Here is a 13,599-nt window from a genome sequence, read left to right on the forward strand (position 1 = left end):
GCCCGAATATGGCTGCTTTTCTTTTTAACAAAGGAGGAGATTTATGTTAAAACCAGCAAAACAACCTCATATCCGGCTAACCGCCCTTTTTCTTTGTGTCACGATGTTTCTTAGCACACTCTTTTTCAATGCCCATACCGCTTATGCTGCAGATGGAACCATTGATTATAAGGCAGGAGCCAAAATTCCATACGGGGACTATTATACTTCCCGCATGAGCTTTGATGGCAATAACACGGCTTATTGCGTAGAACCATTAAAGAAAACACCGGCTTCCGGAAAGTATCCTTATAACCTTTTGGGAAAAAATTCCCCACTCAGAAAAGCTCTTTACTACTTAAACGGTGGATATGGTTATGAAAAGGTAATAAAAGATCAATATTTCCAAGGATGGTCCGATGACAATTCTTATGTCATTGGTCATCTGGTCGTTTCCTATATCCATGCAGGAAATAATGGGGACTCCGGCGCCTTTCATGGTGCACCTCAAAATTATATTGACAAAGCATTGGAAGTTGCCAACGCCATTGAAGGGCTTCCTGCCCCACCAGAATCCTTCCGTGCTTTTATCGTTCCTGGCGATGCTTCCCAAACTTTTGCAGGAAGCTGGTATCAGGTTCCAAACGGCTTTATCGAACTGCAGAAATCCTCTGCCAATACCGATATTTCCGATAAAAATAGCAATTACTCTTTAGAAGGAGCCAAATACGGAATCTACAAAGGGGAAGAACTGGTAGAAACTCTTGTTACCGATAAAAAAGGATATGCAAAATCCAAAGAACTGGCTGAAGGAAGTTACACCGTTAAAGAAATCAGTGCCCCAGAAGGGTTTGCTATAGATACTTCCGCCCATAATGTTACGGTAAAAGCAGAAGGAACATCTACCGTAAAAGTAAAGGATATTCCTCAAAATAATCCCGTAAAACTGCTCCTTAAAAAGCTGGATGCTGACACCCAGCAAAATTCAGCACAGGGAACCGGCTCTCTCGCCAATGCCGAATTTACAATAAAATTCTATACAGAGCAGTCAGCTACCGATCCCGGAGCAAATGGTAAGAAACCGGTTCGCACCTGGATATTGAAAACAGATGCCTCTGGAGAAATCCATTTTACAAAAGATTATTTGGTATCCGGGGATGAATTTTTCTATGCCAGTAATGGAAAGACCGTCTGCTTCCCACTGGGTACAGTAACCGTACAGGAAACCAAAGCCCCTGCCGGCTATCTTCCAAACGAATCTGTTTTCGTGCAGCAAATCACCAGTACCGGTACGGAAGAAACTATCTCTATTTATAACGCTTCTTCTGTCGAAGAACAGGTCTTCCGAGGCGGCGTCAAAATTCAGAAGCGGGATCTGGAAACTCAGGGAACACAAGCACAAGGAACCGCATCGCTTGCAGATGCCGAATTTACCATTACCACTCTGAACAAACAGCCGGTATGGGTAGGTGGAAAGCTCTATGAAAATGGTCAGGCAGTGCTTACGATCAAATCGGATGTACATGGTATTGCTGCAAGTGCCGCTGATGCCCTGCCCCTTGGACATTACCGGATTGAAGAAACCAAAGCGCCTTCCGGATACCTAACCGATGGTGCAAAGGCTCTTGAATTCGACATCACCCAAAATGGAGAAATCGTAGATTTAACAACAGAAGAGACTTCTGTTTCTAACCAGATTATCCGTGGCGGTGTCAAAATCCAAAAACGGGATCTGGAAACAGGAGAAGCCAAACCACAGGGAAATGCTTCTTTAAAGGATGCAGAATTTACAATCACCAATCTTGGTCCAAATCCTGTTCTTGTGGATGGAACCCTTTACGAAAAAGATCAAGTAGTTCTCACTTTGAAGACAGATGAAAAGGGGCTTGCTTCCACCAAAAAAGATACGCTCCCTTATGGACATTACCGGGTTGATGAGACAAAAGCACCGGAAGGTTATTTGAACGAGGGAAAACTCTCTCAGGAGTTTCCTATCACAGAAAATGGGAAAATTTTGGATTTAACTGCAAAAGAAACAGCGATTTCCAATCAGGTAATCCGTGGCGATTTAGAATTCGTAAAGGTCTCTGACGGAGATTTAAACCGGCTGGCAAATGTCCCATTTTCCATTACCTCCAAAACTACAGGAGAAAGTCATACCATTGTAACAGACAAAAATGGCTATGCCAGTACTTCCTCAGAATGGAATAAGCACACTACAAATACCAATCGTGGGGAAACTTCTGAAGACGGAATCTGGTTTGGCTCTTCTAAACCTGATGATGCCAAAGGAGCCCTGATTTATGATACCTATATTTTGGAAGAACAACGCTGCGATTCCAATGAAGGTATGAACCTCTTAAAAATTGAGGTCTCTGTATACAAAAATCACGTAGTCGTGGATATGGGAACTTTAACGGATGATCAGATTACCATTGGAACTACTGCCCTTGACAAAGACAGCAACTCCCACTTTGCCAAACCAGAAGAAAAAATCACTCTAGTTGATACCGTAGAATACGAAGGCTTAAAGAAGGGACAGTCTTATAAGCTCATCGGCACACTGATGGATCAGGAATCCGGAAAGCCAATTGAAATAGATGGAAAACCTGTCACAGCAGAAACCACCTTCAAACCAAAAAAATCTTCTGGTTCTGCAAAAGTGACCTTTACGTTCAATGCCTCTTCTCTGAAGGGCAAAACAATCGTAGTATTTGAGGAACTGTACCAGGAGGATTTAAAACTGGCTGTTCATGCGGACATTACAGATCAGGATCAGACTATCTATTTCCCAGAAATCGGGACCACTGCAAAAGATAAGGAAACAGATATGAATCTTTCCCAGGCAGATAAAGAAGTTACCCTTGTAGATACGGTAGCTTACAAAAATCTTCTGCCCGGCGAAGAATATGTTATGACTGGAACCCTTATGGATAAAGAATCCGGAAAGCCTGTCGAAATAGATAAGAAAGAGGTTACTGCCGAAACCACATTTACTCCTAAAGAATCCTCTGGAACGGTAGATGTGATTTTTTCTTTTGATGGGACTTCCCTTGCCGGAAAAACCGTAGTTGTTTTTGAATCTGCTACTTATGATGGCAAAGAATTTGCAACACACGCAGATCTTGAAGATAATGGGCAGACCATCTACTTCCCAGAAATCGCTACTACTGCAAAAGACAGAGCAGACGGAGATCATTTTGCCAAAACCGATAAAGAGATTACTATTGTTGATACGGTTAAATATAGTAACCTAATTCCAGGAAAGGAGTATGCACTTACCGGTACCTTGATGGACAAAGAGACAAAAGAACCTCTTCAGGCAGATGGTAAACCGATTACTGCCACTACGACCTTTACTCCTGAAGATGCCTCTGGCAGTATTGAACTTACCTTTACATTTGATGGCAGCATCCTGTCCGGCAAAACAATTGTTGTCTTTGAGTCTTTAACGTATCAGGAAAAAGAGATTGCTGTTCACGCCGATATAGAAGACCATGAACAGTCTATCTACTTCCCGGGAATTGGAACTACTGCGAAGGACAAAGCGGATGGGGATCAGGAAGCCGTTGCTACGAAAGAAGTAACTATCATTGACACCGTATCCTACAAAAATCTGATTCCGGATACTCCATACAAACTGGTCGGCACGCTGATGGACAAAACAACCCAAAAGGAAGTTTTGATTGATGGAAAACCTGTCACGGCAGAAACAGAATTTACACCAAAGGATTCCAATAGTTCTGTCGAAGTCATCTTCACTTTTGATGGAAGCACATTGGCTGGACATGATGTAGTCGTTTTTGAAAAACTTTTTTCCCTTGAAGGAGAAACAGCACTTGAAATTGCTTCCCATGAGGATCTGGACGATAAAGGACAGACGATAAAACTTACGGAAGTTCCAAAAGACACACCTGAACCTTCCAAACCAGTCAAGACCGGAGATGAAACAACCATTCTTCCTTATCTTTTACTGGCAGGTGCCGCACTCCTCTTTGCTGCCGGATTTGGTATCTTATATATCCGTAAGCGGAAAAAAGATAAGTAACTATCAATAGATATGCTCACAGGCAGCTTATTACGGCTGCCTGTTATAAAGGTGATGAATATGGAACAATCCCGTTGTAATGCCGATGCCAAACACATCCGGCATTTTTTAGATATTTGTGATGGAAATTGGCATTCCTGTATTTATGTTCGCTGCGTTTCCTGTAAAACCCCAGGTTATTGTAATGGCCCACACTTCTTATATCATCCAGATGAAAACGGCAGTCCTTGTGTCCTGCCCATGGCAGATGCCCGTATGCTCTTCTCCCGCATACCGGAACCAACGGAATGTCTGTCCGCCATAACACTGGAACAGTTTCAGTCCTTATATGGACTCTACTTTGCAAAAGAAGCATTGACCGATAAGCCATGTCCTTGTTTTGCTTTACTGCGGCATCAGGAATCATCCCATTATCACTGGTAAAAGGTTGCACTTTTGGCACTTTCTGCGTACAGGATAAGAAAGGAGGCGATTTTATGTTGAATTTCACTGCTATGATTCAAGGAATCGATACAATATTTACGAACTTTATTTTTATTCCTGCACTTTTGATCCTGTACCTGAAGTTTCGTCCTAGAAAGCCCTGGAGCAGACGCACCAGAAATCTGTATTGGCTATGTATAGCTCTGATTTTTGTTTATGTTATCCGGATTTTCTGTGAAGGGTTCATCTTTACACCAGTAAATTACTCACGTTTTACAGACAGCGGTTTCTTCCCGCTTATCAAGGCACTGTTCTATTCTTAGATTTTCTGCCATTTTGTGCCATTTAGTCCGAATCTGGGAGTAGTTTCTATGCCCATCCTATGGGAATTCATCACCTGCTTTCTTACAATATACGTATAAAACACGTAAGCGAGGTGAATCTTTATGAAACAGAAACAAATCCGCTGCCCGTACTGCGGCAGCATCGCAATTTTAAGGGATGCGTCCTATGTATATGGAAATAAAGCGAAAGATGGAAAACTCTATGTGTGCAGTCACTTCCCACAGTGTAATTCTTATGTAGGAGTTCATCCTGGCACTACCAATGCCAAAGGAAAACTGGCAAACAAAGAACTTCGGCAAAAAAGGATCCAAGCACACCGGGTGTTTGACCAGATATGGCTAAACCACATCTTTACGAAATCGGAGGCTTATCGCTGGATTGCTGATAAATTCTGTCTGACTGCCAAGGAAGCACACATCGGAGAATTTAGCACTTATATGTGTGATCAACTAATTCTGGAATCCATGAAGATTCTGGAGAATAACCATATCCCTCTCAGGGCCATTGGTTGAAAGGGGGGATATGTATGATCATCCCGATGACAGATGATGAACGCCGATTGACAGAGGAGTACTTGTATTTGGTACCTGAAATGGTAAAAAAATTGACTACCCGTTGTGCTTATGTCTCATACGATGAGCAGCAAGACCTTCTGCAAGCCGGAAACTTAGCTTTATGCAAAGCCGCCATGAACTATGACAACACCCGTCCCTTTGCAGTTTACGCCAGAGTTGCCATACGAAATGCCATTTACAGTTATTGGAGAAAACTGCAAAAAGAACGAAAATACACCTGTTCCATGTATGCATCTTCTGAATTTGACATGGAACCCCTGCTTGTAGACCAAAAAACAGAACTGTGGCAGGAACAATGTATGAACCAGGAACCCATTTATAAGCACCTGCAGTCCTTAGAAGCGGGAAGCTGCAATACACTAAGAAAAGGAATACATGCCCTGCTCCTGCAGCAAAAAGGATATACCAACCAAGAAATTTCCAAACATTATGGTGTCCCAATGAATCATGTCCGGGCATGGCAAAGCAAAGCCCGGAAATACTTACAGCAGGATACCAAATTATATACTCTTTTATCTTGAAGGGAGAACGATTATGCTGACACTTTATACTGCAGTCGGAATCCTACGATTCCAGGATTCCATAAAGGAACATAAAACACCGACAGTTATCAATAACCGGCAGGAATACGGACTGACAGAAGAAGAATTCTTTCTGTGGAGCAGCCTCGCATTTCAAATCCGACAGATCCATGAATTGCAGTCTGCCTTTTCGGAACGTTTGAAAAAACATCACCGTTCGGAAAATATTCCCATTGAACCCTACCTGAATCGGCTGCTGCTTCGAGGACTGGTTGTAAAAGGGGATGGTTTAACTGGTGTGGATGCCCTGTACCGCCTCTTAGGAGAACTTTATATCAGCCCATTGCAGGACAGTTTTTCAGTACGGCTTTTTACCTGCATCTATCTCTGCATGAAGAAAAAACTGCACACAAAGGAACTGATCCATTATCTAAAAAAGCCGGCACGGACTGCTATAGAGGACACGGTACTCCAAATAGCAAAAAAAGTACAGATTTCTACGGCAGAGCTTGTAACCTGTGTAGAACAGGGCATCCATCCACAAAATACAGAGCAACTTTTGACGCAGCTCTATGAAACCTCGGATGCAACATTCCGTACCCTGGCACAGGATATCCAATTCACCCATGCCGGTTATCCTGTACTGGAAGCTATCAGTAATTTGTACCTCAATAAACAGATTGCATTTGAAAAATTATAGGAAGGAGCAAATTATGCCAAAACCATTTCTTAATAAGCTGATTGTCCATGGGGCAATCGGCTTTTTCTGTGTCCTATTTGGATGTATTTACGGATTTGTAACAGACGACCAGATATTTCTCCTTATGAGTCTTTGCATCGGTGTCGGAACTGTCATACGAATTGTGAGTCTGCTGCATACCATCAAGATGCATGACTACTTCGTTCACTATATCCAATATCATTCCAACATTTATACAACGCTCCATCTGGACCTATCACAAATGAATTTAAGCTAATTGCTCCACATACACCATAATTGCTCGGCTTAACACCTTGGTACATAAAGCCTCTCTTAATCCCTTCTTTATAAAACGCAATCTCTTCTTTTGCGTACTGTGGTCGTTCCATACATATATGATTATTACATACTCCATTAATATCATCTACTGGTGCTAAATAATAGCCAACTCTACCTTTTAAACCATATCTTTCTAGCCAATCAAATATTTCTGTTGCTTCGTTTATATTTGTCTTGTCAACATTAATTCTTATCGAAATATTCAAAATATCCGCACATTCTCTTATATTGTCCAATATATATTCAAAGGTAGGCTGATGATTATGGAGAATCCTTCTACTATCATGGGCTTGTTTTGAACCATCTAAAGTAACTTGAATATAGTGGATGTCCATGTCTTTTAATTTTTCAGCTACTCTTCTAGTCAATTTATAACCATTTGTGACCATATCAGCATTATATTTGCAACCAAGTGGCAAAACAGACTTTATCTTTTTGGTTAATTTTTCAATAGTTTCAATTGCCAATAATGGCTCCCCTCCATACCAAGATACCGTTAATTCATGTATATGCTGATATTTTTCTTTGAGCTGCGATGTTAATTGATCCTGAACAGCCTCAGACATAGTAATATATTCTCTCCCTTTTTCATAGCAATAGGGACAACAAAAATTACATGCCATAGTTGGGGCAATAGTTAATGTAAGATTTGAATCCGCAAACCTTTCTATTTTATTTCTTATAAGCAATTCTGCAAATTCATCTTTATCATCTTCAACTAGCATACCACCCTCTAATAATGCTGACTCTAAATCAGGCTTTGAACATTTTTTCCCTTCTTTCATTTCATAATATGTTTTTTCATAATCAGTATCTAATTCCAGTATTGCAGATGTGACCGTATTATAAATCAAACAACTTTTATCTTCTTTTTTCTCTATATTGTATCTTGATAATTTCATTATTATATCCTCTTTTCTTAATCTCTTGTTTTCACAGTGTTCTTTGCAATAAGGAAAATGTGCCCAGCATATTGCTGAGCACATTTTCCTTTACTGACTACAAATATCTTTAGTAACGAATTACACATGTAGCCTTTTTAGATCCACAACCTTTATCATTGTAAACCCAGCAGATTCTTGTACTTTTGTCCTCTGATGCTTTGTTAATCCACTTCATTGCAATATCCTCCTGTAAAATATTTATTTATTTCAAAGTAGTAAGAGCTACTTGAAACACAAATTAAAGTTCTTGACGTTTCAATGCAAAATGCATTAAAACTATCCCCACCAGGCACGCACCCATACCATACATAATAGTTCCAACAACAATCCCATTTGTCATCCGATATCCACAAATATTATACATATAAGTGGTCGGGTTCATAACACAAAATGCTTTAAGAAGCACTGATTGATTTTGAAAATTCTCATATACCATAGGATAAGTAATCGCACCTGCAAAGAAATATACACATGATAAAGCTGCCACAATTCCTGTATTCTTTACTAAAACCGTAATCAAAACCGCCACAGCTTCCATTCCAATCATAGCTATCATATTTAAGGTAACCATTCCGATAAAAATCAAAAATTCCTCACCTTTATAATGAAAACCATACTTCCATGCTAATCCTAAGCCTAATGCAGTTTCCACAATATAATAGAGAATAAAAAAGTAAACATTTATCACCAGTAATTTACTTAAAAATAATTTGGTTCGATTTATCCCATATACGACAGAAGCTCTTATTGTTCCTTGATGAAATTCTGCAGATACCATTGTCGTAATATAGACAATTAATCCAATCCAAGAAAAAAAATTAATTGATAATGCAAATCTTGCGATTTCTGCAGCTTTTACATTATTCATGTCGTCTATGTAGCAAATCCAACCAATAGAATCTTCCTTGCCCCTACAAAAATTCAAGGAGGTAAGACCAATGAACAAAAAAGAAAATCGTATGGCTGTTCGCCAGACTGTAGAAAAGGCAGTCATCCGTGACGAACAGAACCGTCGCATCCAATCTGCAGCAACCAACCCGGTAAAAGCGGTTTTAAAAATCTTTCATACCACACTTAGGGGGTTAGAAGCAGATACCGTATCCGTAAACCGTTCCAAATACGGTACGAACAAAGTCACCCACGAAAAAAAGAAATCCCTAGCAAAACGTGTGGCGGGTGCATTTATCAACCCTTTTACTGCTATTTTATTTTGCCTTGCTTTTGTTTCCACGATTACGGATATGATTTTCCCGTATTTTTCACTCTTTGGAAGCGTACCAGAGGACTTTGATTTTTTGACAGTCGTTATCATTTTAACTATGGTATTTATTTCCGGTACCCTTCGCTTTGTGCAGGAATCCCGCAGCGGAAATGCGGCGGAAAAGCTGCTTGCAATGATCACAACCACCTGTACCGTCACCCGCATAGGACAGGAAAAAACAGAGATACCCATGGATGACCTGGTGGTAGGTGATATTGTCCATTTATCTGCTGGGGACATGATTCCGGCAGATGTCCGTATCCTGGATGCAAAAGATCTATTTGTCAGCCAGGCAAGCCTTACCGGAGAAAGTGAGCCGGTTGAAAAGCTCCCTCATGTAAGCCCACATAAGGACAGTGTAACGGATTACACCAATATTGCATTTATGGGCAGCAATGTAATCTCCGGAAGTGCAACGGCTGTCGTTATCTGTGTCGGTGATCATACGCTATTTGGCTCTATGGCCGCTGCTGTTGCCGGAGAAGCTGTGGAAACCAGTTTTACGAAAGGTGTCAATGCTGTGTCATGGGTACTGATCCGTTTTATGCTGGTTATGGTTCCGCTGGTATTCTTTGTGAATGGCATTACAAAGGGGGATTGGCTGGAGGCGTTCCTGTTTGGGATTTCCATTGCAGTAGGACTCACACCGGAAATGCTTCCGATGATTGTAACCACCTGCCTTGCAAAAGGCGCTGTTTCCATGAGTAAAAAGCAAACCATTGTAAAAAACCTCAATTCCATTCAGAATTTTGGTGCTATGGATATCCTCTGCACAGACAAGACAGGGACACTGACACAGGACAAGGTGGTATTGGAATATCATCTAAATGTAAATGGAGAAGATGATACCAGAGTCCTTCGTCATGCCTATCTGAACAGTTACTTTCAGACAGGATATAAAAATCTCATGGATCTGGCTATTATCCATAAAACAGAGGAGATGGAGGCGGCAGATAAGCGTCTGATTGACCTGTCAGAAACCTACGTCAAGGTGGATGAGATTCCCTTTGACTTTAAACGCCGCCGTTTATCCACTGTGGTACAGGATAAAAACGGAAAGACACAGATGGTAACAAAAGGTGCTGTGGAAGAGATGCTTTCAATCTGTAGCTTTGCAGAATGTGACGGGCATGTACAACCTCTGCGTGATGAAGTGCGCAGCCGGATTTTGAAAACTGTAGATGGATTAAATGAAAAAGGCTTTCGTGTTTTGGCTATCGCCCAAAAGAGCAACCCATCTCCAGTGGGAGCTTTTGGTGTCAAAGATGAATGCGATATGGTGCTGATTGGTTATCTGGCATTTTTAGATCCACCGAAAGAATCTACTGCCGATGCTATCCAGGCATTGAAAAACCATGGGGTTCTTACCAAAATCCTTACAGGCGATAATGAAAAAGTAACCCGGACCATCTGTAAACAGGTCGGGCTGAAGGTCCGCAATATGCTCCTGGGTTCTGATCTGGAACACATGAATGATGCGGAACTTGCCAGGGCGGCAGAAACCACCGATGTATTTGCGAAACTGACACCGGAGCAGAAAGCCCGTATTGTTTCTGTTCTTCGTGAGAATGGTCATACCGTTGGATTTATGGGTGATGGAATCAATGATGCTGCTGCCATGAAATCTGCGGACATCGGAATCTCCGTAGATACAGCGGTAGACGTGGCGAAAGAATCGGCAGACATCATTCTTTTAGAAAAAGATCTGATGGTTTTGGAGCAGGGCATCATTGAAGGTCGGAAAACCTATGCCAATATGATCAAATACATCAAAATGACGGCTTCTTCCAATTTTGGAAATATGTTTTCCGTACTGGCTGCATCGGCTCTTTTGCCATTCCTGCCAATGGAAAGTGTACATTTGATTTTCCTGAACCTGATCTACGACCTGTCCTGTACGGCAATCCCATGGGACAATGTAGATGAAGAATTTATTGCCAAACCACGGAAATGGGATGCCTCCAGTGTAGGCAGTTTTATGATCTGGATCGGACCAACCAGCTCCATCTTTGACTTTACCACTTACATTTTCATGTACTTTGTATTCTGCCCGTTCTTTGTATCCAAGGGTATCCTGTTCAATGACCTGCCGGCTCATTTTAGTGGAGCAGAGCTGACGGCTATGCAGACACAGTATATCGGAATGTTCCAGGCTGGCTGGTTTGTAGAATCTATGTGGAGCCAGACATTAGTGATCCACATGATCCGTACACCGAAGCTCCCATTTATCCAGAGCCGGGCATCTGCTCCTGTGACATTGCTTACAATGACAGGGATTACGATTCTAACCGTCATACCATTTACGATATTTGGAAAGCTCCTTGGGTTTGTGGCACTGCCAGCAGCATACTTTGCATATCTGCTTCCGTGTATCTTATTGTATATGGCTTTGGCAACAAGCTTGAAAAAGGCTTATGTCCGTCATTTTGGCGAATTGCTTTAAGGAGGTGCAACAATGAACTGGAAAGAACTTTGGATGACACTTTTTGGAACTACGGAATGGCTTGGTCTGAACATAGGATTCTGGGTGGCTTTAGCTGCTGTATTACTAATTGTAATTCTTATGAACGTCCTATTTTGGTCTATGAAGCCGAAAACAGACACCAAAAACTGTCCTAATAAAAAAGACGCATAAAAGAAGCAGGGGAGATACACAAATTTTCGTGGAGTCTCCCCTCATGTATTTTCTTTCAGCGCAACACAACATACTGTATTTTTATTATTGACCTTCGCTATATCTTGTGTTACTATAATATTGTATTTAAGTTTTGTGTTATCCCTTTATAGGGTGTCTGGATACTATCTCCAGTACACATGCAGTTTAAGTTGGAAAATCGTGTCATTATAATGCCGTTTTATACGGTGCTATAATGGCACTTTTTTTATTTATCACTATTTTATCGCCCAAAGGGCAGAAAGGAGAATTTTTATGTCATCTATTATCATTGTAACAGGAAGGGTAACTGCCGATCCGGTTATGCAACAAGCAAAGAACTCCGGAACTGAATACATCAGTCTGGGGCTTGCTACCAACCAGAGAGGTCAAAACGGAAAGGAAGAACCCATCTTCTATCAGTGTTACTGCAACAAGTTTCTTGCAGATCGACTGATAAAAGCCGGTGTCAAAAAATCAACGTGTCTCATGGTCTACGGAGATTTAGAACTCCATCCGTATATTCACCAGAAAGGCAATAATGCAGGTCAAGCAGCTATCACGCCGCAAATTATGGTAAAGGACTGGCAGTTCTTACCTGCGAATCGTAATGATACCAATGCAGCAACACCTGTACCGGGGAATCCAATGGTCGGAAATCCGAATGTTCCACCAGTACCAGCAAACGGTGCTACTTATAATGGAAACCCGGCAATGGGAATGAATCCTTCCGGTACCGTGCCTACTGGCGCAATGCCAGCCAATAACAATATGATGCCACAGGCCGCACAACAGATGTCTTATGCTCCGGCAGGGGGATCGGCTTATGCACCACAGGGATTTACGGCTGGCAATGTATCTGGTGATGGATTTACCAATATTCCGGAAAATACACCACCACAGCAGCTTCCATTCCCGTAAATTATCAAAGATCCCTAAAATGAAGGAATTGCGACTTTCCAGTATCTACTGGTCTGCTGCAATTCCTTTTTCTATTGAAACAACCATGGAGGAAATGAAGTGAATACACAAAAGAAATTTCTTAAAGTTCTAAGTATGCTCACAATAATTTTGTTAATTGCAACTATATTCATACCAGGAAATGGAAATCGTAATGCAGTCGCAAGTATCGGAATCCTTGGCATCCTGCTGCTATTTCTTTCCACACTTCTTCCCAAAATCCATAAACTGACTCTAAACCTACTCAAGAACCAGGGCAAAACAAGCCCTTGGTCTTCTTTGAAATCATCTGAGCCAGTTTCCGAAACAGAAGAATTGCTTTGGAGACAAATCAGCTATCAGATTACCGACAAACTACAGGCTGCATTTCCAAATGCAACATGGGAATTCCAGAAGCCGCCATCCATGAATCAGCTTCTTTGCGGAAATCCCATACGTCTGAGAACCTTTCATACGGAGGACTACAACTTTGCGGAAGCACGTATGAACCAATACGGATATCTGGAACTTCAAATGCTGACCATTGCCAGCCTCAAAAAGACTGTCACAGTTACCGATGAGGACGATGTTCCTTTTGCTGATCCGGAATCCTGGTATTCCTTAATTGGCAAGAAAAAGCTGGAGAACCTTATCGGGCAGCTCCATGCGAAAGGACACCATAAACTCTATATTAATGAAAACGGGCAAATTTACATCCAAAATGGTGATACAGCGGAAATCAAGGATTGTTTTGATTATTTCCCGCCACGAAACTATTGGGATGTTCTCATTTCCATCTTCCAAAAAGATGAATTGACCGCAAAAGAAAAGGACCAGGCCCTCGAATTATCCTGGGTGAAAGAATAGGAGGA

10 protein-coding genes are annotated in these 13,599 nt (G+C 41.4%); 8 read left to right on the forward strand and 2 right to left on the reverse strand.

Annotated features, from left to right (window positions below; translation table 11 throughout):
- The first annotated feature begins 43 nt into the window (after positions 1–43).
- From FXV78_RS04070 to FXV78_RS04095, 4 genes are all read left to right on the forward strand, one after another.
- On the forward strand, positions 44–4,027 hold the full coding sequence (locus FXV78_RS04070; RefSeq protein WP_004223687.1) for a VaFE repeat-containing surface-anchored protein: 3,984 nt from the start codon (positions 44–46) through the stop codon (positions 4,025–4,027).
- A gap of 869 nt (positions 4,028–4,896) precedes the next feature.
- On the forward strand, positions 4,897–5,307 hold the full coding sequence (locus FXV78_RS04085; RefSeq protein WP_004223692.1) for a zinc-finger-containing protein: 411 nt from the start codon (positions 4,897–4,899) through the stop codon (positions 5,305–5,307).
- Positions 5,308–5,321: 14 nt separating this feature from the next.
- Positions 5,322–5,891 carry a sigma-70 family RNA polymerase sigma factor gene (locus tag FXV78_RS04090; RefSeq protein ID WP_004223694.1) on the forward strand — a complete coding sequence of 190 codons (570 nt, stop codon included), beginning with the start codon at positions 5,322–5,324 and terminating at the stop codon, positions 5,889–5,891.
- A gap of 13 nt (positions 5,892–5,904) precedes the next feature.
- Positions 5,905–6,591, forward strand: a complete 687-nt coding sequence (locus FXV78_RS04095; protein ID WP_004223695.1) for a hypothetical protein — start codon at positions 5,905–5,907, stop codon at positions 6,589–6,591.
- 182 nt (positions 6,592–6,773) lie between these two features.
- Here FXV78_RS04095 and FXV78_RS04105 read toward each other — a convergent pair whose 3' ends face one another.
- Positions 6,774–7,832 carry a radical SAM protein gene (locus FXV78_RS04105; RefSeq protein WP_004842208.1) on the reverse strand — a complete coding sequence of 353 codons (1,059 nt, stop codon included), beginning with the start codon at positions 7,830–7,832 and terminating at the stop codon, positions 6,774–6,776.
- Between the two features lie 280 nt (positions 7,833–8,112).
- On the reverse strand, positions 8,113–8,742 hold the full coding sequence (locus FXV78_RS04110; protein ID WP_004842206.1) for an ABC transporter permease subunit: 630 nt from the start codon (positions 8,740–8,742) through the stop codon (positions 8,113–8,115).
- A 70-nt stretch (positions 8,743–8,812) separates the two neighbouring features.
- On the opposite strand from FXV78_RS04110, the gene mgtA reads away from it, so the two are divergent.
- The 4 genes from mgtA (at position 8,813) to FXV78_RS04130 (ending at position 13,594) form a co-directional block, all read left to right on the forward strand.
- Positions 8,813–11,578 (forward strand): magnesium-translocating P-type ATPase, encoded by a 2,766-nt coding sequence (gene mgtA, locus FXV78_RS04115; protein ID WP_004223732.1) that lies wholly within the window; start codon positions 8,813–8,815, stop codon positions 11,576–11,578.
- A 12-nt stretch (positions 11,579–11,590) separates the two neighbouring features.
- On the forward strand, positions 11,591–11,770 hold the full coding sequence (locus FXV78_RS04120) for a hypothetical protein (RefSeq protein WP_004223734.1): 180 nt from the start codon (positions 11,591–11,593) through the stop codon (positions 11,768–11,770).
- Positions 11,771–12,064: 294 nt separating this feature from the next.
- Entirely contained in the window at positions 12,065–12,709 is a 645-nt protein-coding gene (locus FXV78_RS04125; protein ID WP_004223735.1) for a single-stranded DNA-binding protein, read from the forward strand.
- 99 nt (positions 12,710–12,808) lie between these two features.
- Entirely contained in the window at positions 12,809–13,594 is a 786-nt protein-coding gene (locus FXV78_RS04130; protein WP_004223736.1) for a hypothetical protein, read from the forward strand.
- Positions 13,595–13,599: the final 5 nt, after the last annotated feature.

The organism is Mediterraneibacter gnavus ATCC 29149 (genome assembly GCF_008121495.1).
In the GTDB taxonomy this organism is placed as follows: Bacteria; Bacillota; Clostridia; order Lachnospirales; family Lachnospiraceae; genus Mediterraneibacter; species Mediterraneibacter gnavus.